Raw genomic sequence first — 24,053 nt, 5'->3', positions numbered from 1 at the left:
CACTTAACTTGGATATTTTCGGAGGTAGTCATATGGAGCGAATTACTTGGGATCAATTTTTTATGGCACAAAGCCATTTACTCGCATTACGTAGCACATGTACAAGGCTAGCAGTAGGCGCAACAGTAGTGCGTGATAAACGTATTATTGCAGGCGGCTATAATGGCTCTATTACAGGCGATGAGCATTGTATTGAAAAGGGCTGCTATGTGGTGGATAATCACTGTGTGCGTACAGTACATGCTGAAATGAATGCATTACTGCAATGTGCTAAATATGGTACGCCAACAAGAGGGGCAGATTTATATGTGACGCATTTTCCTTGTTTGCCATGTACAAAATCAATTATTCAAGCTGGGATTGAGCGTGTGTATTATGCAACAGATTATAAAAATAATCCATATGCTCAAGAGCTATTGGCAAAAGCAGGGGTAGAGGTTGTACATGTCCCATTTGACGAGCGCAAAATTGATTTTTTAAGCGATGAAAAACTAGCCTTGTATACAGATATGCTACAAGAGCTACGTGAGAGTGGTGTGTCAGCAGAAAAATTGTTGCCCTATGAGCAAAGGGTGAGTGCATTATTTGGTAAAGGCATTAAAGCATAAATGGATATTTGTAGCACTTGCTGTACTTGTAGCGTCCATAGCGGCACACAAGGCAGCAGGGCTACTTATCTTGTTACTTCTTTTAGCATTATGGCTTATATGGAAGGAAGAAAGCCGTTTTCTTGCTCTATTGGTCATTATAAGTGGTTTACTAGCCTATCTATTTTTTGTAACCTATCAGTTACAAAAATCTTCCCCTCTTCCGTCAACCTTCCCTTTAACATGGACAAGCGACTATAAAATAAAAGGTCAAAAGCTGCGCGGTTTTGCTACAACAGCTAATGGCGACAAGCTTTATATTGTTTATACATTTACGTCAGCGCAGGAGAAAGCCTTTTATGAGCAGCTATCATTAGCAGGTATGACCTTTCTTGCAAAGGGTGAGCTATCTGAGCCTAATCCTCCTGCACATGCTTATGCATTTTCAATGACGGACTATTTAGTGAGTAAAGGAGCAACGGGTATTGTTGACATTCACGAGTGGACGTATATAGAGAAACAGCGTTCCATTCGTACATCTCTTGCCACACTTAGACATAGCATTAACATGCATATTGAAAGAACTTTTCCTGCATCACTTGTAGCGGAGGCACAGGCATTGTTGATTGGCTTACAAGATCAGGTGGATGAGGACTTGCAACGTGCCTATCAGAAGCTTGGTATTACTCATTTATTTGCAATTTCAGGGCTTCATGTAGCCTTGTTATCTTGGTTGTTTTTTGAAAGCTTGTTGCGATTAGGTGTGCGCAAAGAACTAGCAACAATTGCATTAATGGTGCTCTTGCCTCTTTACGGAGTTCTTGCAGGAGGTGCACCCTCTGTATGGCGTGCGGTTTCTGTTGTTGAATTAATCATGATATTGCGCGCTATCAACTGGGCAATTGCTATGGATGATGCACTTGCCATCAGCTTTATAGGCTTTGTTTTGCTTGAGCCGGGTGTTATTTTTCAAATTGGCTTTCAGCTTTCCTATTTAGCAACAGTTAGTCTTATTTATTCAGGTGTTATTTTAAAGGAGATAAGGAACTGGCTTATACGCTCCTTCCTTATTACATTTGTTTGTCAGCTTCTTGTTTATCCCCTATTGCTCTATCATTTTTATGAGCTTTCCATTTCGTCATTGTTAGTGAATATTATCTTTGTCCCACTGTTTTCCTTTGTGATCTTGCCTTTGAATATTGTGGCATTAGGTGTAACGTATGTATCGTTGCCACTAGCCAATAGACTATTTGCTGTCTATGAGCCATTACGCACATGGCTAACCAAGATGATTTTTGCTATACAGGAGCTACCATTTCAGTTATGGTCGCCGGGTAGACCACCTATCTGGCTTATTGCTTTAGCCATGTTAAGTGTACTTATGGGCTTTTATTTTTTAGAAACAAAGCAGTATAGAAAATTCATTAGTACATTGGCAATTCCAATTATAGGAATTCAGCTATTTCCTATGCTATACAAAGATACGAAAATTACATTTTTAAATGTTGGGCAAGGAGATAGCATTGTGATTGAGCTACCTTTTCGCAAAGCGGTCTATGTCATTGATGCTGGTGGTGTACTGCGCTTTGAGCAAGAGCAGTGGAAAAAGGCAGATCAGCCTTATGAGATAGGGAAGCAGGTTGTTGTACCATTTTTAAAGGGCAAAGGTATTCGAACGATTGATATTTTTATTGTGACACATGCTGATGCAGACCATGTGGAAGGGGCAGAGGAAATATTACAAGAGATTGCTATGAATGAAATCCATGTAACACCGAGCTCTCTTACCGAGCCTATTATGGCAGATTTATTGAAGGAAGCTAAAAAGCAGCGTGTTGCTGTAAAGGAGAGGATGCAGGGTATGGGCTGGCAGCAAGGGGAAACAAATTTTTCTTATTTATGGCCAGAAGATACTATGTATGAGGGAAATAATGATTCCCTTGTGCTATTGATGCGACAAAAAGGTTTTACAGCATTGCTGACAGGTGATTTAGAGGCAGAGGGTGAGCAGCGGCTTATACAACACTATGGTCAGCGAATACGTCGGATAACATTGTTAAAGGCAGGCCATCATGGTAGTAAAACATCGAGTTCTGAGTCTTTTATTGAGCTATTACAGCCTCAATTAACGATATTTAGTGCAGGGCTTCATAATCGCTATGGTCATCCTCATCCAGACATAGTCGAGCGCTTTGTGAGTCGAAATTTAGCAACATTAACAACGGGTATTGATGGTACGATTGAAATTCGCATTCGTGATAATCAATGGCATGTGACAGCGAAAGAAAAAGACCTTGTCCAATGACAAAGGCCTTTTTCTTCACGGATAAGTTTGTTTATTGTGATACAAATTCTACGATAATTGCAATAATAAACATAACTGTAAAAACGCCAAATGATACGCCGAAGCCAACACCAGAATCAATTGCATCGTTACGTCGACATTGAATGTTTTTTCCTTCAAATGGATTCATTGATATCCCTCCAATTCTGTTATTTATTATAAGACAACCTGTGCATAAAAGCTATATTGAAAAGGAGATTTCAATGTCTAGCAATGAATCGACACAATTCGGTCAAAGTCACAAAAACGATAAAATCATGTATACTGATAATATTGCTAGATGGAGGGAAAATTATGATTTCAACGGTTTGGAATACAATCAAAAAAAGAGAGCTTGCACCAGTCTATTTACTTGTCGGTGAAGAAAGCTATTTTATAGATGAAACAATCAAACGTTTAAAGGAAGCACTGGGGCCAGAGGAAGAGCTGGAAATGACAATATTCGATTTGGATGAGGTGCCTGTTGATGTCGTAATAGATGAAGCAGATACCATTCCTTTTTTCTCCGAACGCAAGCTTATTATTGCTAAAAATGCTTCGTTTTTAAAGGCAGCAGAGAAGGGCAAGGAAAAAATAGATCATGATGTGAAGCGACTAGAAGCATGGCTAACCAATCCATCAGATTTTTCCGTTACCGTGTTTATTGCCCCCTATGAAAAATTGGATGAACGAAAAAAAGTCACAAAAATGATGAAGGCACATGCTCTATATGTTCAAGCAGAAACGCCTAAGGAGCAGGATTTAGCTGTTTGGATTCAGAGTATTGTCAAGGCAGCGGGTAATACGATTAGACAGGATGCGATTGAACAGCTTGTGGCAATGGTTGGGACAAATATGCTGCAATTACAAATGGAAATTGATAAGCTAACACTCTATTTAGGGGAGGGTGGCGAAATTACGACCCCACTAGTGGAGGAGTTAGTAGCAAAAACATTGGAAGAGGATGCCTTTAAAATGCTCAATGCTTATTTAGCAAATGATGCTGTCGGTGCTTTAACGATTTATCATGATTTATTGCGCCAAAAGCAAGAGCCAATTATGCTTGTAGGATTGCTAGCCTCCAATGTTCGAACGATGTCGAATGTATTTTACTTATTAAAAAAGGGCTACCATCCACAGCAAATTGCGAAAAATTTAAAAATCCATCCATACCGTGTTAAGCTAATGGTTGAGCAGCGTCATCGGCCCTCAGAAGAAAGCTTACTAAGGGCATTGTATCAATTGGCTGAGGTTGATTTACAGCTTAAATCGACAGGTGGTAATCGTGAGCGCTATTTAGAACTTTTTTTATTGCGTCAGCTTTAATTAATTACGCTGACGCTTCGCTTTCGATCCAAAATGAATTTACTGAACCAAGATAAAAAAGACCAGCTACTTTTTTCAAGTAGTTGGTCTTTTACATGATTATGCTTTTTTAGCAAGGCGAGACTTTTTACGAGCCGCCGCATTTTTGTGGATAAGTCCTTTTGAAGCTGCTTTATCTAAAGATTTGTAAGCTGCTTGTAAAAGTTCTTGTTTGTTTTCAGCGTCAGTAGCAATAGCATTTTCAGCTTTTTTCACTGTAGTACGCATTGCAGACTTAGCTTGAGAATTAGCAATGTTAGCTTTTTCGTTCACTTTTACGCGTTTAATGGCAGATTTAATGTTTGGCATCTATTTCACCTCCTAAATTAGGTACGAGATGATAACTTCTCATTGATTTCTTGTGTCAATACAACAAAAATCATTTTAACAAACGCCTGACCAAATTGCAATAGATAAATGCAAAGAATATTTACTTGACAGTTTGAACAAACTACAGCTTGAGGTGAGCTGTATGAAAAATGTAAACTGGCAACGAACAGATTTAATTGATGAATCAGAAGAGGTCGTTGTCCATCAGACGAAAGAGCAAAAAGATAAGCTTAAACAATCGAGTGGCATTCAAATAGAAGATCGGAATGCTGGTCGTGTTAAAGTTACAGATGTGCTGGTGGATGCGGAAGGTGAACAGCAAATTGGCAAAAAAGAAGGTCAATATATTACACTTTCTGTCCCGACACTGACATTAGAAGATCAAGATGGCTTTGCACAACTTGAGCAGGAATTGCTTGTGAATTTCAAAAAAATGCATGATGCACTTGCTTGGCAAGAAGACGATAAAATTTTAATCGTTGGTTTAGGAAATCGTACCATCACACCCGATGCAATAGGTCCCTATTTGATTGACCATCTGCATAGCTTAGATGTCATTGACGATAAATTTGTTATGTATGCGCCGGGAGTAACAGGGCAAACAGGCTATGAAACAGGGGAGTTTGTCGCGGCTATTGCCGAACGTTTACAACCAAAGCTAATTATTGTAGTGGATGCACTTGCTACAAGAGCAAGTGATCGATTATGTAAAACAATTCAATTAACCGATACAGGCATCCATCCAGGCTCAGGGGTAGGTAATCAACGACAAGAAATTTCCTATGAGATGCTTGGTATTCCTGTGACAGCCATTGGTATCCCAACAGTGGTAGATGCACCTGTTTTAATTGCGGATGCTGTAGAAACAATGCTGCGCTCAATAGCTGCTCGTGTAGCTGAGCGCAATAAACCCTCTTCAAAGCTATCCTTATCCTCTTGGCAGCCAGATATTCAGCAGGAGGTGGACATGTCCTTAGTACAGCCTATTTTTGGAGAATGGGCAACATGGTCAAGAGAAGAACGTCAGCAACTGTTTGAAGAAACCTTTGCAGGCACACGTATGCAGCTAATGGTAACGCCAAAAGAAGCAGATTATTGGGTTGATCGCTATGCAAAATTAGTCGCTTCTATGCTAATGAATTGGGCAAGCGATTTATAACAACAATCGTCTAAAGCTACTATAATTTATGCGAAAAACAAGAAAAATTTTTTCGTTCTAAACGCCACACCCCCTCCATACGATAAGGGGAGGAGGGTGTGACTTTGCTAAAAAAACTACAATGGTCATTTGGTATATTATTGTTCTTTTTCGTATTACCTGTCATTGCTGGGCAACTTCCGTTCAACAAGCAAGCATCGACTCCGACGAAACAACCAGAAGATAAACAAGTCGTGTTTGCCGCTACCAATTTAGCTGAACAAAATGCGCTTGAACAAACAAAAGAGCCTGAAGCAGATGCTGATCCCTTTAAAGTGTTAGTGTTGTTTACGCATTCACATGAAGCATATGAGCCAATCGTGAAAGCTGCAAGTGGTAAGATAGCGACCTCTCATGAAACAATTAATATTTTAAGCATGCAGGATAAGATTGTGAATCATTTTAATGTCAATGGCTTGAAAACGGACGTATTAAATGTAGATGTGATGAAAGAGTTAAAGCAAGCAGGCAAGGGCTATCATGAATCCTATAATGTGATGCGACCACATTTAAGTAAGCATTTAGAAACAAATAGCTATGATTTAATACTAGATTTACATCGTGATTCATTAAAACATGATCTTACAACAGTTGGGTATAATGGTGAAAACTACGCGAAAATTGCAATCGTTGTTGGTGCAGAGCATGCAAATTTCCGCTGGAATACTGCCTATGCTGAAAGCCTATCATCCACATTAAATGCCATTGTGCCAAAAATATCAAAAGGCGTTATTTCCAAAAGTGGTGATGGCGTTGATGGCCGCTACAATCAAGATTTAGCAAAGCAAATGATGATTGTAGAAATCGGTGGCATTGGTAACACAGAGGAAGAGGTCAATCGTACAATTGCCGTTTTAGGAAAAGCAATTGCCAAAGCATTTGTTAATGATACAAAAAAGTAGCGATTGATTACCTATCATAATATTGCTGTCTGTAACCTAATCAAATAACTGGACCGCATGAAATGCAAGTCATGCGGTTTTGTTATGCGATATTACAGATAGATACATGTTGAGCTGTCCATAAGAGCAAAAAATCGAAAATGTTCTAATAGATGTGAGGCATTGATAGTAGAGGCTTTGTCATGGAGTTGCTGTTGTACTTTACATAACGTTCATAGTATAATTCAGTATAGTTTAATTAGGAGTGGAAAAGATGAACCGAGAAGCACGTTTAAAACGACAAGAGAATATCCGAAATTTCTCTATTATTGCACATATCGACCACGGGAAATCAACGCTTGCTGACCGTATTTTAGAGCAAACAAAGTCATTAACGTCCCGTGAAATGAAAGCACAGCTCCTTGACTCGATGGATTTAGAGCGTGAGCGAGGCATTACGATTAAATTAAATGCAGTTCAATTAAAGTATGAAGCAAAAGATGGCGAAGTGTATACATTCCATTTAATCGACACACCAGGACATGTCGATTTCACATATGAAGTATCACGTAGTTTAGCTGCTTGTGAGGGCGCTATTTTAGTGGTAGATGCTGCACAAGGGATTGAAGCACAAACATTAGCAAATGTTTATTTAGCGCTTGATAATGACCTAGAAATTTTACCTGTTATTAATAAAATTGATTTACCAGCGGCTGATCCTGAGCGAGTACGTCAGGAAGTAGAGGATGTTATTGGCTTAGATGCCTCTGAAGCAGTGCTAGCTTCTGCAAAAGCAGGTATTGGGATTGAGGATATTTTAGAGCAAATTGTGGAGAAGGTTCCAGCGCCAACAGGTGATCCTGATGCACCGCTACAAGCTTTAATTTTTGATTCTGTCTATGATGCCTATAAAGGCGTGATTATTTCAATCCGTATTATCAACGGTACAGTAAAGCCTGGCGATAAAATTCGTATGATGGCAACTGGCGCGGAATTTGAGGTTATTGAAGTTGGGGTACATACACCAAAGGCTGTGCCGCAAGCTGAATTAACAGTAGGAGATGTTGGTTATTTAACTGCGTCGATTAAAAATGTAAGTGATACACGTGTAGGGGACACTGTAACCTTTGCGAATCGCCCAGCAGCCGAGCCATTAGCAGGGTATCGTCGCTTAAACCCAATGGTATACTGTGGCTTATATCCAATTGATACAGCAAAATATAATGATTTGCGTGAGGCATTAGAAAAGCTAGAGTTAAATGACTCTGCTTTACAATATGAACCAGAAACATCACAAGCCCTTGGATTTGGCTTCCGCTGTGGCTTTTTAGGTCTATTGCATATGGAGATTATCCAAGAGCGTATTGAGCGTGAATTTAATATTGATTTAATTACAACAGCGCCTTCCGTAATCTATGATGTCCATATGACGGATGGCACTGCCATCAAAGTAGATAATCCATCCTTTATGCCAGATCCACAAAAAATTGATCGTGTGGAGGAGCCATATGTAAAAGCGACTATTATGGTGCCAAATGATTATGTGGGAGCGGTTATGGAACTTTGTCAAATGAAGCGTGGTAATTTTATGACAATGGATTATATTGATACATCGCGTGTAAGTATTATTTATGAAATGCCATTATCAGAAATTGTCTATGATTTCTTTGACTATTTAAAATCCAATACAAAGGGCTATGCATCATTCGACTATGAACTTATTGGTTACCAGCCATCGAAATTAGTGAAAATGGATATTTTATTAAATGGTGAGCAAGTCGATGCACTAAGCTTTATTGTACACCGTGACTTTGCTTACGAGCGTGGTAAGGTAATTGTAGAAAAGCTAAAAGAATTAATCCCACGTCAACAATTTGAAGTACCAATCCAAGCAGCGATTGGTCAAAAAATTGTCGCCCGCTCTACAATTAAGGCTATCCGTAAAAACGTTTTAGCGAAATGTTATGGAGGCGATATTTCACGTAAGCGTAAACTTCTTGATAAACAAAAAGAAGGTAAAAAACGTATGAAGCAAGTAGGCTCCGTTGAAGTTCCTCAGGAGGCATTCATGGCGGTATTGAAGATGGACGATAGCAAATAGTAGGCGTATCAAGGGTTGGTGGTGTTGGATAAAAGTACCAATACCCGTTTTGCTTGCGAATTGCTTGCGAAACAATTTTGCTTGCGAAAAAAACTTGCCGACCAGCGGCAACTGATCGGCAAGTTTTTATTTAATATCATCCAGTGCTCGTTCAAAAATATCGACGGATTCCTTTTGCATCTTTTCCGTAAGATGTGAATAGGTGTCGATAGTAATAGCTGACCGGCTATGACCAAGACAAGTCTGGATGTCTTTTGTTTTTGCGTTGTTTTCCATTAGCATTGTAGCGTGCGTATGTTGCAATGAATGGAAGTTAAATGGAATTTTGAGTGTTTCTGTTAATTTTCTTGTATTATATTTTGTGCTACTAGGTGTTAGCGGTTCGCCATTTTCCTTGACGCATACATGATCTGTTTTGGGATAATATTCACCATAGAACAATTTGTTTTTCTTAATCCAAAGATGATGCTCTTTTAATAGTTTGACAATAGTAGGTTCTAACGGTATCGTTCTTTCGCTCGATGCCGTTTTTGTTGTATCGAGCACCCATTTTCTGTTGATATTGACCATTGCGCGTTCAACAGTTAATGTATTTTAATCAAAATTAATATCTCTCCAACGCGAACCGCATACTTCGCTAACACGCAAGCCTATGTGTAGCCCGATATGGAATGGCATATATAGCGGCATGTCTGGCTTTAAGTATTCCATAATACTTATTAAATCCTCTCGTTTAATAATCTTTAAATCTTCTTTTGACGTCTTTCTACGTGGATGTTTTGGCATTGACACATATTGCATAGGGTTGTCCTTTAAAAGTCCCACGGATGTACAGCGTGTTTTAAGGACACTATAAAAGATGGATAATGATTTCCTAGAAAATCCCTCACGATGTTTGCCATTAATCCATTTTTGCAATATTGTTGGTGTAAGATCATGCAGAGCATAATGATCGATTGGGGGAGCAATGTGTTTTTTATAACTCTACGATAGTTCTCCTGTGTATTGTATTTCAAGTTGATTAGGCAATATTCTTCAAACCAATACCACATATAATCTTCGAGTGATGACTTTGAAGATTCAAAAAAACGTCCAGTATCATCATATTCAGCAAATGCGGTTGTGAGTGCAATTTCTGCTTCTGCTTGAGTATTCCCACCAACACGCTCTATTCTTTTTCGGTTCTCTCCTTTTCGGGCTGGGAGCGCAAAGGAGCAGTATCATTTGCGCCCTCTTAGTCTTATTGAACCTCTACTACTTCTCTTTTTTTAAGCGTTTTCCTATATGATTCTCCTTTCTGGAAAAAGAAGAGCAAGACGGCAATCTTGCTCATTTTTAATTAATTTGCAAATTAATTAATATCTCAATCCAATGGGGCAAGAGATATTTGGTGTTGTTCTTTATTCACGAAGCGTTGTAAGCGTTGCTGTTCTTCTGTCAATGCGGATTCAATAAACTTGCTAAAGCCTATTGCATCTTGTTCAGCAAGATAGCGTAAGTAAGTCGCTTTCTCTTTGCTGTTAATAATAAGTGGAGCAAAGCCATGTTGTAATAAAGAATAATTAAGGACCATACGCCCTGTGCGTCCATTGCCATCTGCAAAAGGATGAATACGTTCAAATGCAATATGTGCTTCCACAATGCTAACGATTTTTTCGTCTTCAGTAGCAGCTACATCTAAACGGAAGTTCAAATTATCGACCCATTGCTGCATAGGAAGCGGTGTTTCTTGCACACTGGCTGTCATGAAATCAGTCCCTAGTATGGCATTGTCTATCGATTTAAATATTGCAGGCGATCCATTAATAAAGTGTGAATTTCCTTGATTGTTTGCAAATGGAGCGGTGCATCTTGTTCAAGTTCTTGTATTAAGTATTGAAAGGCTTGTTCATGATTTTTGATTTCATATACTTCACGTAAATCGATACTACGATTGCTTGACACTTGGTTGTGCAAAATAATGTTTCGGCTAATGTAATCGTATTTCCTTCAAGTGCCGATGAATGGTGAGCCAATCGAACAAGAGTATCGTCTAAATATTCTTTAGGTAATTTTTTTATATAGCCGAGCTGGTTACTTTTTATTTCACACATAACAAATTTGACAATTTTGTGACAAGTATTATTTCATGAAAAAACAATTATATGTGAATTGGCGTATAGTATGAGAATGGACCTTTAATCCGCCAAAAAATGGCGGGGGAAACGCAAAATATTGGCGTGAATTAACCGTTGTATGGTTATTTTGGAAGTGATAGGATATAAATAACTCGAGGGGAACTATTAGCTATAGCTAATACAGATTATAATTAATGGGAGGCTAGTAATATATGCATACTACACTTGATATTGATTTTAAATTAAAAGAAGGATTTCGTTCTTTATTCCCTGATTATGCAACAAAACTAGAGAAAGCAACTTCACAAGAAGAAATTAATAGATTTCAGGCTGAATTTATAGAGGAAAGAAAACAAATTTTGGCGGAAGCGCTAGGCAAGGATATATCCGAGCTAGAGGCAAGCGATCAGACTGCACCCATTCCACTGAAACAAGATATGTATAAAATTCTTATAAATGCTACTGGTGATGATATTAAAAAACAACTCCATGTACTGATTGATGGTTTAAATCGATTGCAAGGAATGGAAGATGATGATGCTGGTCTTGTTACTGCACAAATTCTTGTTTCGGGTGCATTAGGGATTGGCCTATTATCAACCTCTACTGTTATTGCAAAATTGGCAGTTGGAGCAGCTGAAGCAGTCGCAGCTTTTGCTGGTGTTACAGTTGCTTCAGTTGGTGCAGTTGTAGCCATTGCTGCTCTAGTAATTGTGGCTATTATCATCCCAATTATTTATTTTATGGCAAAGCCAGCAAATGCGATTGTGTTGTTAATTAATGAACTGGACAAACCACTTACTTTTGTATCAGATCATAATGTTCATGGTAAACCAATGTTAATGACAACGCCAATTCCTGAAGCTGTTGTGATTCCTGAAGTGGGTACATATCCAGTATCAGGATTGATTGCCACAGAAAAGAGAGAGAACGCTTTAGTAGGCACACAATACGGATTTACCATGCAGTATGGAGGTACAGACACGAAGCTTTCTTTCGGTGTAGAATGTCCTTTAACGGGTATCTATACGGATAATAATTGTTATTGTGCTATAGATGAAAGTGCGAGTACCGTTGCCGAAATGACTACAAAACAGAATAAACAGTTTTGGGAAGCTGAGAAAAATGGTATCAAATTAAGCATTCGTTGCAACTCTGGAAGTGGATCGATAGCTTATTATGTAGCACGAGCATATAGAGGATAAACAGAAGAACCCATCTTAACTAAAAATTTTATCTATAATGAAAGACGCATCACTTTTAGGATATGTACACATGAAGCATTAAATTTCGTGCACTATCTTTTGACTAGAAGGATGGAATTTTCTGCTGAGTGATTCTTTAGATTTCGGGTATCCACGAACAAGATTTTAGACTAATAAGATAATATTATTTAAAAATATATCTTATTCAAGCTGATTAGTTAATAATCTTTTACTAGATAAGTGTTTATCGGCTCCTCATTATGAATATTCAATAAAACAAAAGGAATCACGGCTAGATTGTGGTTCCTTTTGACTGTTATCTCCAGTTTTAATAAAATAATAAGAACAATTTAGCCAATAGAAAAAGGGGAACTCCTACGATGATAACACCTGTCAAGAAATAACAAAATAACATAAAAACATCGAAAACCGCACCTGCTAAATCATCCATGAATTTAAACATTTTACTTCCCTCCAAACATAAAAAATAGATCTCAATCAACACTTCAAATGATTTTTAGAAACGTTTTTTACTAATGGCTAAAGTAATATAGAGCATTCCTACATTAATAAAAAAGTAGAACATATTATAGTGACTATTTAGATAAATAGCAGGGCTGAAATAGGAGAAATCGTCCGCTCCAATATAGCGGACTGATGGAATTAATTTGCCAAAATTCGGCTAGTGATAGGTGATAAAAAATATAGAAATACAAGTAAGAAAGATACTTGCCTATAATAATCTTTTATTGGCAGTGTTCCTTTTATTATCCTCTGTGTCATTTATAAAATAATGGTAAGGCTTAAAGGTTAAATACGTCAACTTTATTAAAATATTCATTGTAATAACCTTTTGACAATATTCTATTCCTAAAGTGGAGGATTGACATTGTAATGATGTACTTGTACATTTAGCCTGTAAAAACAAAGGTGGGTGAAACGTTCAAACAGTGGAGGATATGCGAAAACTACACTGATTGAAGATTCACTTTCTCAAAATGGTATTGAACGTTTCCAAATCATATGAGGAATATTTGTTCCCCAAAAATGCTTCAGACAAAAATCTGGCTTGCCCAGTTTTTTCTGCCAAACTATTTGAGCTTGTCGATAGCCGCTATCCAAGCAAAAGCTCGGTATTTGCTGTGTTTCGAGTGTAGTAAGCATATGTCGAAATAGCATCGTGCCAATACCGCGCTGCTGATAGCTTGGATGAACATAAACGGTTCCGATTTCTGGACAGTTTGTTAAATCCTCTTGTATTGTTTGCTGGATAAGTGCATTTGCCTCGCCATATTCAATTGTGCCAATTATTTCTCCTGTTTTTGGCTCCACAGCTACCCAAAAAAATCGCTGTTGACCTTGGCTTGCGAAATCCATTGCTAAATAATGCTTTTTCATTTCCCATTCATTATGTTGGTCTCCAGCTAATGCTGCCAGGCCCTCTTTGGCAAACGTATCCTGAATCACAAGAAAAAAGAACTGATGTAATACTTCTTTATCCGTTGGCAGAGGGCGTCGGATGATGATATTTTCCATATTTCTATTCTCCTTTATCGGTTTATAATAGAAAGAATAAGTAATTTATACTGAAGGGGGTTGATTCATTGAAACAGCTAAAAAAAGAACTAGACCTTGTGATCGAAAATATGCGAATGTTTATGGTGGAAATGCAAAATTCTCAACCTCCGATGGTTTTTCAGCACACTATGGAAAATGATAGTCGTCATTTTATTCATCGTCAATGGCAATTACCTGATGAGTATATATACTTTTTACAGCATTACGCTGTGGAAGGGGTGACATGGAGTACGGGTGACTATATCAATCTTTGGATTTATAGTGCAGATGACTTGCTGCGAGGGCAGGATGGCTATCAGTTTAACTCGGTGACAAATGAGGTTATCGAAGATTGGCCGCAACATTATTTGGTTATTGCTTCGGATGAGGGTGATCCTTATTGTTTAGATTTAGCAAGAGGGGATACGGCGATTTTTACTGCCCAGCATGGAATGGGTAGCTGGGATTTTTCATTAGCCTATGACAATTTAGTAATGTTTCTTGAAAGTGTGCTTATTCCACCTAACTTTGAGGAAGAAATAGCTGAGGATTTTCCCCTCCATTATTTTGCGCTGTATATAACAGGCACAGGGAACGATAAAGTGAGAACATTATTATTACTAAAGAAACGATTATCTTGTGACTATGTACAAGCAAAAAAATCATTAGAGAATGTTCCTTTCTTAATTTATAAGGGAATAGAAGCGACTGCCCAGCAAATAGAACAAGAGCTTAAAGCGATTGGTGCGGACTATGAAAAAAGGCAAATTAGCTTGGCAGAGTTTCTACAAAGTTGACGAATGTAATTGCAGGGGATACACGATGTATACAAGCAGTACCTTTAATTCTACAAAAGAGGAATATATAGCATTGCACCAAACAACGGGCTGGAATGCGAAAGGACTTTATGAAGGGAGCTAAAATTATTGAAAGCAAAATGTTTGAAAATCTATGAATTTGGCAACCCAACAGAGGTGCTGCGTCTTGAAAATAAAACGATTACACCTCCACAGCAACAAGAAATTGTTGTGCGTATGTTAGTAAGACCGATTAATCCTTCTGATTTAATACCGATACGAGGAAAATATGCACATCGCATTCCTTTACCAACCATTCCTGGCTATGAGGGAGTTGGCATTGTTGAACAAGTGGGACCACTTGTGTCACCACAGCTTATTGGTCAGCGTGTATTGCCATTGCGTGGAGAGGGAACATGGCAGGAAATGGTGAAAACACAGGTTGAATTCGCTGTAGCTATTCCTGATAACATGGATGATTTTACAGCGGCACAAATGTATATTAACCCCATAACAGCTTTTGTCACATGTACAGAGGTTTTGAAATTGCAGCCAAATCATACTTTACTTGTAAATGCATGTGGCTCTGCTATCGGTCATATTTTTGCACAATTGGCAAAGCTGCTCGGTTTTCAGCTTATTGCAGTGGTGCGCAATGGTCAACATACTAAAACATTGCAGCAGCTTGGTGCTAGCTATGTGATTGATACGTCACAAATGCCGTTAAAGGAAACAGTGATGACACTTACAAATGGTAGAGGGGCAGATGCAGCGATTGATTCCATTGGAGGGGAGGCGGGCACAGAGCTAGCTTTCTGTGTAAAGTCTAGTGGACATTTTTTAGCGATTGGTCTTTTATCAGGCGTGCAGGTGGATTGGACAAGTATTGTGAATAAAGCACATGTACAGGCTAATTTATTTCATTTACGACATTGGCAGCGCCAGACGCCTGTTGATAAGTGGCAGCAAACGATGCAACAGCTTATTAGCCTCGTACAGAGCGGTTTATTAACAATGATGAAGGTTAACGCTCACTATCCATTGCTAGCTATTCATAAGGCTATCCAAGCGGTTGAAACCTCTGATGCTAATAAAGGGAAAGTATTTCTTACAAGCGATTAAGGAGGATAGTGAATGGCAGAGATAAAGCAATTAAAAAAGGCGATTAAACAATTAAGTGAAGATGAAGCAAAGTCCATGCTTTTTCCAACTCTTATAAATAAGCAATCCAGAGATAGCATACAGCAGTTTTTATTACAGCAAACAGAAGAACCCTCTGTTTCAGCTAAGCAAACAGTCCATATTGTTTTTGGTGATTCACCAGGAGGCAGTTTAAAAGCAGCATTTCGCAACACAAGCTATAATAAGACAGATGAAGTGATTGTAATACCGGGTAATTTTTCTATCGGTCCCTTAAAGGCTATACATACAGCTGCAGGGATTGAGGCTCGTTTTCAATGGCTTCAAGAGCGCTATAGTATGAACACTGATGACTTAGAACTCGTGCAGCGTCAAACAATGGAAGCGATAGAGCACATTAAAAATAGCCCACCACATCTCGATATTATTATTTGGACTTGTCAAAATGCCCATGAACAAATAGGGCTTCGGCTTATATTGGCGATATTAGAAGATAACATCAATGATATTTACGTATTTGATACCTTTCAATTATTCCATGAAATGTATACATATCCACAGCTAGTAGAGGAGCATTATCCAAGGTCATCAGGAGAGGTTAGAGCAGAGGATTTATTATATTTTTATGAGCATTATCAAGAACGTCCTGTCAAAACAGCATTACGACAGACTTTGTGTCAGGAAGGTTTACATATGCTAGTAGATGATTTTCATTGTATTCATACATGGGAGTATCATGAGCTTTGGCATAGCAATGATGAAGCAAAAGATGATGCCTTGATTATTGCCTATGCTAAGCGCCTGCATCATGAGCAGGAGAGGCATGATTATCAACACACAGCTAGGATTGTTGGAGAAGTGCTAGGGCATATGGAGCAGTATAGGGAAGCGGAATGGATTGAATATCGTATTCAACAACTGATTCAGCAGGGTGTTTTTTCTTATCAGGGCGAACTAAAAGGGATGCTATTGTATCAAGTAAAATTATCCGATGCTTATATGGTATAATCGATGACAAAAAGGAGTGAAAGCATTGTTAAAAACAAAGGTATTTGAACAATTAAAAACAGCTATGAAGGAGAAGGATGCTTTAGCGAAGGGCGTATTATCGCTATTAAAATCGGCGTTAGATGCGGCTGAAAAGGACAAAGGCGAGGCACTCACTGCTGAGGAAGAAATGGCGGTTATTAACCGTGAAGTAAAGCAAACCAATCAGGCTTTAGAGGGTGCTCAAACGGCTGGACGGGCAGATTTAATTGAAAAAGAAGAAGCGAAATTAACGCTCTTAAAGTCCTTCTTACCAAAGCAATTATCGGAAGAGGAAATTGCTGAGAAATTAGCTGCTGCTGGTGTTAGTAAGGGCATGAATATGGGCGAGGCTATGAAAATTGCTAAACCGTTGCTAGCAGGTCAAGCTGATGGGGCTGTTATGTCAAAAGTGGTGAAAAGTCTTATATAAAGCCATTTTTTCTTAATGTAGTGGATAGCATAACAAAAGTGACGGATAGCCAGCTCAAGGTGACGGATAAAACAGCAAAACTGACGGATAGAAAAATGAAATCTGCTATGCTTTCTTGTAGCATAGCGGATTTGCATTTATAACTTAAATTTGTGGATAATATGGCGAAGCTGCTGTGCCATCTCCGCTAAATTGTTAGAGGAGGCGGTGATTTCTTCAATGCTTGCAGATTGTTCCTCGGAGGCAGCTGCTACATTTTGAATATTGCCAGAAGCTTGTGCTGCGACAATGCCAACCTGCTCTACGGAAGTAGCGATGCCACCAATACCTTTATTCATAGTGGTCATAATCGTATTGACATGATCCATTTCCTCTGTAAGTGCTGTAATTTGAGCATAAATATTACTAAATGCTTCGCCTGATGCATGGAAGGTTGCTGAGCTTTCAGCAAGGTTGTCACTGCTAATAGCCATTGATTTAACAGCTTGTGCGGATTCATCTTTAATCGTTTCAATGCGCGTGCGAATACTATTTGTGGCTGCTAACGATTGATCGGCTAGCTTCCGAACTTCTTCGGCAACAACGGCAAAGCCTTTCCCATGTTCGCCTGCACGGGCTGCCTCAATGGAAGCATTTAAAGCAAGTAAATTTGTTTGATCTGTAATTTGGGTAATTAGTGTGACAATATCACCAATTTCATTTGTATAAATGCTTAAGCGTTCTACAACCGAGCTTGATTCCTGAATCGCTTGAGAGGTGATGGACATTTTTTCTGTTGCTTCTTGAATGGTTGCATTGCCCTTCTCTGAAATAGCAGATGTTTGGAATGCTTTATCTGTCACATCATTAACGCTTGTCACAACCTCTGTCATTTTGCTAGAAATCTCTGTAATATGACTTTCCACATCTTCGATAGCAGCTGTTTGCTTTTCTGATCCTGCTGCCACCTCTTGCATGGAGGAGGTAATTTGCTGAATGGATGCACTTGTTTGCTCAGAGCTTGCTGTTAATTCTTCAGACATGGCAGCTACTTGTTCAGCATTTTGGGCTATTTGTTCAATAAGAGCACGTAAGTCCTGAGTCATCTCTTCAATGCCTGTTGCTAGCTGTGCAATTTCATTGTTGCCATGAATTTGAAGCGGCTCTACCACTAAATCTCCCTGTGCTACCTTCTCCACATAATGGGTCATTTTTTTAATCGGCTTTGTAATGCCGATACTAATAAAGTAAGCGACAATAACCCCAAAAATAATAAAGATAATCGTCATCACAATACAAATCCACAGTGTTTCTGTTTGGAGCTTAGAGATAAAAGATGCATCCATATCCAAGCCAAAAATAATATCTGTATTGTTAAATGGAATAAAGATCGATTTATGAGTGCCATATTCATCTGTATAAATATCACTTACTTGCGGAGAGCCATTATCCAGAGCTACATGCATTTTTTCATCAAATACATAGTCCTGATGATGGTTGTCAGTATTACTTAAAGCAACAATATGCTCCTTACCATTTGCCCTTGAAAGAACATAGGCATTTTCAATATCATATTTTTTAACGGCTGCATTTAATTGCTCTAATAACTTTTTATATTTATCAGGATTGCTATTATCCGCTGCAACAACATCATTTTTTTCAATGTTTTCAAAAATAGCATTTGATGTTGTTTCAAGGGAAGCTTCAAATTGTGTTAGTACAAAATTATCAATAATACGGTAGGAAACAACAAACAACACGATGCTAAATAACACTGAAATAATCGCTATTGGTATGGTAAAGCTAGCTATATATTTATAGAGTAATGAACTTTTAAATTTATTAATGATACGCATGGTGAGCTGCCTCCAAAACGTTAAGCTTTTCCTGTAAGAAATCAATCATATTCGGAATATGCACTGTTTCAGTATAAGGAGAAATTGAGAAGAATTTTGCTGCAGCAACAGGAACAGATTGTGCTGTATCACTTGCCTTCACTGTGCAGACGCGTGTTGTGTCACCGAAAAATACTTCCTCTCGGCCTTCGCCAATAATTTCAAAGAAAGAGGCATTCATAGCATTAATATGTTCGATTTGATCTTGTGTATAATGACCAGCTTGCTCGGCTTGCCAGTTCAAGCCTTCAGGGTATAAACGAAAGGCTGTAACAGGTCCGATATTTGGTGCATTGACAACTTGTAGCATTGGTATTTTCTCTGCTAATTGTGCGCGGAATGCTAGATTCACTCGTACATAATTAGCGAGTAATTGTTGATAGCCTTCTTTACCAAATGCTTGTAATGCAGCAAAAATAGCGATAGAACTGCCCATACGAGAGCATTCCAATGTATAGCCTGTATGATAAGAACCATAGCCTCGGTTACCAACATAAGGTGTATCAAAGTCTTCGATATCTAATAGCTCTAAATGCTTACCTTCTTTTAATAAAAATAAGCTCGTTAAATAAGGTGTTTGTCCAAGTTTTTGGAAGTCAAAGCATAGGCTGTCCGCAATGGCTAGATGCTGCATGCGGCTCTGTATTTGTAATAGCCCTTGTAAAACATGCTCCTCAAGCTGTAGTGGGTTATTATTGAAATCATAGTCATTAAAGAACGCATAAAAACCGCCTAAAGCTGAATCTGCATGAATATGTACTGGTTGCAGGTTGTATTTTTTCTCAAGACTTGTTGTTACCTCTTTAATAGCTTGTACATCATCAATACCAAATTGGTCCGTTGCGCCCGTTGTTGCGACAACATAAATCGGGATACCGCCATTTTCAACTACTTCAGTCATACGCATACGTAAATCTTCCACATCCATTGAGTGATCTTTGCCTGCTTTCACACGCACTAAATGCTTGCTGCCGATACCTACCGCTTCTACCGATTTTAATAAGCTGTAATGTGCATTTTCTGAAGCAAAGCAATATAAATTATTTGGTATGCCATTTTCCTTTGCCTGTGGGAATTGCTTTGCGATAGCAAGACGTAGCCCGCTAAATACAGCACCCTGTCCGCCCCAAGTTGTATAGCCAAAGCTTTTTGTATAGTCATAGCCAACTAATTTGGACATCATTGCTATGACCTTGACTTCACATTCCGCAGCAGCAGGTCCATAAACATCCCATAAATTATTCCCATTTAGTAGTGCAGTGGTAAATTGACCTAATACACCAGGAATGCTTGCCATTGGTAACACATTTGTTACAAAGTTACGTGTATGGTAAGGGTGGCCTTGCATTAATTGTGTTAATTGTTCTACAACTTGCTCAAGCCCAATGCCTGCTGCTGGCACATCATGCTCCTGCATAAGCTCCTGATAAAAATTAGCAGAACGCTCCTTTATTGGGCCAAGAGTTGTTGTATTTGGGTTTTTTAAAGCATCTAAGGAAGACATAATTTTCTCTAATAGCAATAAAAAATGCTCTCGTTGTTGGATATTTCCATCTTCGCTCTGGAATAATTGTTGGATATTTTTCATCATCATCATCCTTTTATAGTTCGTTTTTCCTTTGTTTTTAATCCGATAAGAATAGGACATTATACTAGAGTTATAATAGCATAGATGGGGCTTATATTTTAGTAGAAAAATATTTATTAATATTTCCGAAAATTTTAAATTCAGAGTAGAGTAAGGTTATGCCCTTGTTAGGAAGGTGAATAGAAGAGGGAAATTATATTTTAAACTATTGATAATGTAATGCTTTATAACTACTAACGTTATAAAAAAATCTGCAACGATGAAGTTGCAGATTTTTTCCTCACAGGTAAAAGTAATTAATTTTTAAATTTTTGTAGTTCTTCAATCGTTACAAATGTATAGCCATCATCGATAAGGGTTTGTAAAACCTTTTCAATTGTTTGCAATTCCTTGCCTGTTGTATCATACATCGGGTGCATAAGTATAATTGAGCCAGGTTGAATATTTTCTTTGATATACGTGATCTTATCCTCAGTCGATGTATAGTAAGTATCAGGCTCCAAATTCCATGTAATGGTTTTACGATGGTGCTTGTTTAAATAATAGGGAAAGCCTATTAGTTTTTTACCATGTGGTGGTCTAACAGCAGGTGTTTCTGTATAGCCAATACTGGCAATTAACGCATCTGTTTTTTCGATTTCGCTTTTGATAAAGCTTTGACTTTTGAATACCATACGTTTGTGTGAATACGTATGATTGCCAATTTGATGTCCTGCCTCAGCAATTTTTTTCGCCTCTTCAGGATTTTCTTCAATGTCCTTACCTATTAAGAAAAAGGTTGCTTTCACATTGTAGGTATCTAAAAGCGTTAAAATAGCATCTGTATTTTGAGTAGGTCCATCATCGAACGTTAAGGCAACGACTTTTTCATGGGTTTCAATATGAGAGGTAATATTACCAAATAGTTGATAGTTTCGGGCATTCATCAATTTATATGCTGAAAATGCTAAAGCAAAGATAAATAAAATGCCAATTCCGGTATAAATTATTTTTCGTTTCATTGACAGTTTCCTTTCTTCTTGTAGTCATGGTTATTTCTATTCAATGATAAATCTTTTCATGATAGATCGAAGCGTGGTCATTTCAGCAAATTCTTTTTGGATCGAAAGCGGCAGATGCTTTATGTACCGAAAGCATTAGCGACAGGTACAATTACGCTGGGGCGTAATTGATAGAACGTCTTTTTGTTTGAATTTCGGAAAAACAACCATACTACTTTTTGAGGTGAAGACATGTATAAATTATTATCACATAACGATTTAGATGGTGTAGGGTGTGGCATTTTAGCAAAGCTTGCCTTTCAGGATAAAGTAAAAATACGCTACAATTCCATTGCTTCATTAGATCGAGAGATTGAATTCTTTTTGGAAAATGATCACCAAAATACTTTTTTGTTTATTACAGACCTTTCGCCAAATGAAACGAATGAGCAACTGTTAAATGATTATTATCAAGCGACTGGTAATGTACAATTGCTGGACCATCATAAAACAGCCCTTCATTTCAATCATTATGAATGGGGAAGGGTATTAATTGAAGATGAGCAAGGTTTATTAACATCAGCCACATCTTTATTTTATCACTATCTTGTGGCACAGGGCTTATTGGAAAGAACGGCTGCTATAACAGAATTTGTAGAGTTAATAAGACAGTACGATACATGGGAATGGGAAAAGAATGAAAATTTTCAAGCACAGCGGCTCAATGCCCTCTTTTTCTTAGTATCCATTGATGAATTTGAGGAGAAAATGCTGGAGCGCTTAAAAACAAGTGAGCATTTTGATTTTGATGAATTCGAAAAGAAAATTTTAAGTATGGAAGAAGACAAAATAGAGCGTTATATTCGACGAAAAAAACGAGAGCTTATACAAACGAATATAGGAGATTTCTATGTAGGTGTTGTCTATGCAGAGTCCTATCTTTCTGAGCTGGGCAATGAATTGGGCAATGACAATGTACATCTTGACTATATAGCCATGATTAATATGGGCAATAAAAAAATGTCCTTGCGTACAATTCATGAGCATATAGATGTTTCATCTATTGCGGCAGCATTTGAGGGAGGAGGGCATCAAAAAGCGGCTGGTTGTTCTTTAACAGAGGAGGCTTATAAGCAGTTTGTGTTAGCGACATTCCATATTGAGCCAATACCTGAGGATGCCAAACGAAATCGCTATAACTTAAAGGGCTCTACATTTGGTACTTTTTATAAAAATCAGCACGATGAATTATTTATGCTGTATTCAAAGAACGAGATTGACTGGGTAATTGAAAAAGATAAAATACCTTTAACGCATACCTTTACAAGCTTTTATGAAGCGGAATGTTTTTTAAAAAGAAACTTTCAAGCATGGCTAGTAAGAGATGATGTATTTGTGGATTATTTAATGCAGGAAGCGAGTAAAGCTCGTCACCAACAATAAAGGAATTTTAGGATTCCTTTTATACATAGCGAAATTCTCCCAGCCTGTCATTCAATATAGGTTATATAATGCCTCATTATTAACTACAATAAATCATAACTATTTTTAAAAAGAGGTGTACATGTTGGCTGATGATATGCTTCGAGTTATCGATCTGGATAAGGAAAATCGAGGACGCAAAAAATGGGTTATGGCTGCATTCCTGTTATTGATAGTTGCTAGTGGTGCTGTGCTGTATTTGTGGTGGGATAAGGAAGTAGCATTTGAAGCCTACAAAACTGAAGTAGAGAAAACCTCTAAAAATAGCTTAGGATGTTTAACATTACATGAAGTAATCATTGATGACAATCAAATTTTACTAAATGCAACCTTCGAACCTGGAAAGACGTTTGCGCCAGGTCATCAGTTATTTTTCTTTCCGCAAATACTTATTAATGGTAAAGATTATATGGTGCGCAGTGGAGGTCAGTCCATTGCACAATCTACTAAAGCGTATACCATCTATAATAGTATAAAGATGGACAATTTACCAAAAGGTGATAGCTTACAATTGGACATTCGTTATAAAGATTGGAACGTAGAAACACCCATCGAAGAGCCATGGGAATTTCAAGTAGAGGCTTCACAAGAGCAATTACAAGAGGATCGTCATGTTTTTACTGTAGAAAAAAAAGTCAAGCATGTCGATCAGCAGGAAGTAAAGATTGACAGGATTGTGTCAACACCGATTTCGACAACAATTTATTTTTATACAGAGCAACGTCTGGTTAATGATGCGATTCCGTTTAAAATTCAATCAAAGGGAGGGAAAACATGGCATTTTAAACAGCCTTATTCATTAAATCATGAAGGTACTAAATGGGGCAGTCGCGTGGATGCACTTTATTTAACAGAGAAAAATTATAAGCTTTTTCCTGTCGATATGGAGGGTAATAAGCTTGGTCCAGCTCTGACAATAAAGAAAGATGACTAGTAAAATCTTTCATATTATAAGGTAAAGTATGCTAGAATGATGAATTTTAGCATACTTTTTTGCTTGGATGAAAAAGGAGATATAGATGTGTAAAGCTGACTAGATGGGATTCATAGCGTTCCTTGCATGGATTGG

The 24,053-nt window shown here is 38.0% G+C and carries 24 protein-coding genes; 13 read left to right on the top strand and 11 right to left on the bottom strand.

The genetic code is table 11. The features are described 5' to 3' along the window. Window positions 1–32 precede the first annotated feature (32 nt). Both ACIQVU_RS11350 and ACIQVU_RS11345 read left to right on the top strand, forming a co-directional pair. Window positions 33–608 carry a ComE operon protein 2 gene (locus ACIQVU_RS11350; protein ID WP_340806596.1) on the top strand — a complete coding sequence of 192 codons (576 nt, stop codon included), beginning with the start codon at window positions 33–35 and terminating at the stop codon, window positions 606–608. Then, window positions 586–2,892: a DNA internalization-related competence protein ComEC/Rec2 gene (locus ACIQVU_RS11345; protein ID WP_483869650.1), complete on the top strand. Its 2,307-nt coding sequence runs from the start codon at window positions 586–588 to the stop codon at window positions 2,890–2,892. Before ACIQVU_RS11350 ends, ACIQVU_RS11345 begins: the two co-directional genes overlap by 23 nt. 31 nt (window positions 2,893–2,923) lie before the next feature. Here the strand turns inward: ACIQVU_RS11345 and ACIQVU_RS11340 are convergent, their stop codons facing one another. Next, a complete protein-coding gene (locus tag ACIQVU_RS11340) occupies window positions 2,924–3,061 on the bottom strand; it encodes a YqzM family protein (RefSeq protein WP_340806594.1) in 138 nt (45 codons plus the stop codon). Window positions 3,062–3,225: 164 nt separating this feature from the next. Here ACIQVU_RS11340 and holA point away from each other — a divergent pair, with 164 nt between their 5' ends. Beyond that, complete coding sequence (gene holA, locus ACIQVU_RS11335; RefSeq protein ID WP_340806593.1) at window positions 3,226–4,236, top strand: DNA polymerase III subunit delta; 1,011 nt, start codon at window positions 3,226–3,228, stop codon at window positions 4,234–4,236. Window positions 4,237–4,335: 99 nt separating this feature from the next. Here the strand turns inward: holA and rpsT are convergent, their stop codons facing one another. Beyond that, window positions 4,336–4,584, bottom strand: coding sequence for a 30S ribosomal protein S20 (rpsT, locus tag ACIQVU_RS11330; protein ID WP_340806592.1), 249 nt, complete (start codon window positions 4,582–4,584; stop codon window positions 4,336–4,338). Between the two features lie 163 nt (window positions 4,585–4,747). Between rpsT and gpr the strand changes: the two genes are divergently transcribed. From gpr to lepA, 3 genes are all read left to right on the top strand, one after another. Continuing rightward, window positions 4,748–5,764, top strand: a complete 1,017-nt coding sequence (gene gpr / locus ACIQVU_RS11325; RefSeq protein ID WP_340806591.1) for a GPR endopeptidase — start codon at window positions 4,748–4,750, stop codon at window positions 5,762–5,764. Window positions 5,765–5,862: 98 nt separating this feature from the next. Next, on the top strand, window positions 5,863–6,705 hold the full coding sequence (spoIIP, locus tag ACIQVU_RS11320) for a stage II sporulation protein P (protein ID WP_340806590.1): 843 nt from the start codon (window positions 5,863–5,865) through the stop codon (window positions 6,703–6,705). 253 nt (window positions 6,706–6,958) lie between these two features. Further along, complete coding sequence (gene lepA / locus ACIQVU_RS11315) at window positions 6,959–8,785, top strand: translation elongation factor 4 (RefSeq protein ID WP_340806581.1); 1,827 nt, start codon at window positions 6,959–6,961, stop codon at window positions 8,783–8,785. A gap of 126 nt (window positions 8,786–8,911) precedes the next feature. Here the strand turns inward: lepA and ACIQVU_RS11310 are convergent, their stop codons facing one another. The 5 genes from ACIQVU_RS11310 to ACIQVU_RS11290 form a co-directional block, all read right to left on the bottom strand. Continuing rightward, the gene (locus ACIQVU_RS11310; protein WP_340806580.1) at window positions 8,912–9,355 is read right to left on the bottom strand and encodes a tyrosine-type recombinase/integrase; all 444 of its coding nucleotides are present in this window, start codon (window positions 9,353–9,355) and stop codon (window positions 8,912–8,914) included. Window positions 9,356–9,379: 24 nt separating this feature from the next. Further along, window positions 9,380–9,586 (bottom strand): site-specific integrase, encoded by a 207-nt coding sequence (locus ACIQVU_RS11305; protein ID WP_402895568.1) that lies wholly within the window; start codon window positions 9,584–9,586, stop codon window positions 9,380–9,382. An 11-nt stretch (window positions 9,587–9,597) separates the two neighbouring features. Then, on the bottom strand, window positions 9,598–9,837 hold the full coding sequence (locus tag ACIQVU_RS11300) for a tyrosine-type recombinase/integrase (protein ID WP_402895565.1): 240 nt from the start codon (window positions 9,835–9,837) through the stop codon (window positions 9,598–9,600). Window positions 9,838–10,148: 311 nt separating this feature from the next. After that, window positions 10,149–10,532 carry a Fic family protein gene (locus ACIQVU_RS11295; protein WP_402895562.1) on the bottom strand — a complete coding sequence of 128 codons (384 nt, stop codon included), beginning with the start codon at window positions 10,530–10,532 and terminating at the stop codon, window positions 10,149–10,151. 26 nt (window positions 10,533–10,558) lie between these two features. Next, the gene (locus ACIQVU_RS11290; RefSeq protein WP_340806577.1) at window positions 10,559–10,741 is read right to left on the bottom strand and encodes a hypothetical protein; all 183 of its coding nucleotides are present in this window, start codon (window positions 10,739–10,741) and stop codon (window positions 10,559–10,561) included. Window positions 10,742–11,114: 373 nt separating this feature from the next. Here ACIQVU_RS11290 and ACIQVU_RS11285 point away from each other — a divergent pair, with 373 nt between their 5' ends. Then, the gene (locus tag ACIQVU_RS11285) at window positions 11,115–12,107 is read left to right on the top strand and encodes a hypothetical protein (protein WP_340806576.1); all 993 of its coding nucleotides are present in this window, start codon (window positions 11,115–11,117) and stop codon (window positions 12,105–12,107) included. A gap of 993 nt (window positions 12,108–13,100) precedes the next feature. On the opposite strand, the gene ACIQVU_RS11280 is transcribed toward ACIQVU_RS11285, so the two are convergent. Further along, window positions 13,101–13,643, bottom strand: coding sequence for a GNAT family N-acetyltransferase (locus ACIQVU_RS11280; protein ID WP_340806575.1), 543 nt, complete (start codon window positions 13,641–13,643; stop codon window positions 13,101–13,103). Between the two features lie 68 nt (window positions 13,644–13,711). Here ACIQVU_RS11280 and ACIQVU_RS11275 point away from each other — a divergent pair, with 68 nt between their 5' ends. From ACIQVU_RS11275 to ACIQVU_RS11260, 4 genes are all read left to right on the top strand, one after another. Then, the gene (locus ACIQVU_RS11275; RefSeq protein ID WP_402895558.1) at window positions 13,712–14,461 is read left to right on the top strand and encodes an SMI1/KNR4 family protein; all 750 of its coding nucleotides are present in this window, start codon (window positions 13,712–13,714) and stop codon (window positions 14,459–14,461) included. Between the two features lie 129 nt (window positions 14,462–14,590). Beyond that, window positions 14,591–15,583: a zinc-dependent alcohol dehydrogenase family protein gene (locus ACIQVU_RS11270; RefSeq protein WP_340806572.1), complete on the top strand. Its 993-nt coding sequence runs from the start codon at window positions 14,591–14,593 to the stop codon at window positions 15,581–15,583. 12 nt (window positions 15,584–15,595) lie between these two features. Then, window positions 15,596–16,609: a DUF1835 domain-containing protein gene (locus tag ACIQVU_RS11265; protein WP_402895554.1), complete on the top strand. Its 1,014-nt coding sequence runs from the start codon at window positions 15,596–15,598 to the stop codon at window positions 16,607–16,609. Between the two features lie 25 nt (window positions 16,610–16,634). Further along, window positions 16,635–17,060, top strand: a complete 426-nt coding sequence (locus tag ACIQVU_RS11260; protein WP_340808595.1) for a GatB/YqeY domain-containing protein — start codon at window positions 16,635–16,637, stop codon at window positions 17,058–17,060. Window positions 17,061–17,197: 137 nt separating this feature from the next. Here the strand turns inward: ACIQVU_RS11260 and ACIQVU_RS11255 are convergent, their stop codons facing one another. From ACIQVU_RS11255 to ACIQVU_RS11245, 3 genes are all read right to left on the bottom strand, one after another. After that, a complete protein-coding gene (locus ACIQVU_RS11255; protein ID WP_340806569.1) occupies window positions 17,198–18,895 on the bottom strand; it encodes a methyl-accepting chemotaxis protein in 1,698 nt (565 codons plus the stop codon). Beyond that, window positions 18,882–20,522 (bottom strand): pyridoxal phosphate-dependent decarboxylase family protein, encoded by a 1,641-nt coding sequence (locus ACIQVU_RS11250; protein ID WP_340808594.1) that lies wholly within the window; start codon window positions 20,520–20,522, stop codon window positions 18,882–18,884. Before ACIQVU_RS11250 ends, ACIQVU_RS11255 begins: the two co-directional genes overlap by 14 nt. 296 nt (window positions 20,523–20,818) lie before the next feature. Then, window positions 20,819–21,523, bottom strand: coding sequence for a polysaccharide deacetylase family protein (locus ACIQVU_RS11245; protein ID WP_340806567.1), 705 nt, complete (start codon window positions 21,521–21,523; stop codon window positions 20,819–20,821). A 231-nt stretch (window positions 21,524–21,754) separates the two neighbouring features. Between ACIQVU_RS11245 and ACIQVU_RS11240 the strand changes: the two genes are divergently transcribed. Both ACIQVU_RS11240 and ACIQVU_RS11235 read left to right on the top strand, forming a co-directional pair. Then, complete coding sequence (locus tag ACIQVU_RS11240; protein WP_340806566.1) at window positions 21,755–22,945, top strand: DHH family phosphoesterase; 1,191 nt, start codon at window positions 21,755–21,757, stop codon at window positions 22,943–22,945. 121 nt (window positions 22,946–23,066) lie between these two features. Next, window positions 23,067–23,918 (top strand): DUF4179 domain-containing protein, encoded by an 852-nt coding sequence (locus ACIQVU_RS11235; protein WP_340806564.1) that lies wholly within the window; start codon window positions 23,067–23,069, stop codon window positions 23,916–23,918. Window positions 23,919–24,053 lie beyond the last annotated feature (135 nt).

The organism is Lysinibacillus sp. NPDC098008 (assembly GCF_044760715.1).
In the GTDB taxonomy this organism is placed as follows: domain Bacteria; phylum Bacillota; class Bacilli; order Bacillales_A; family Planococcaceae; genus Lysinibacillus.
Note: the sequence above shows the minus strand (reverse complement) of the source record. Positions and strands in the feature narration are given on the sequence as shown.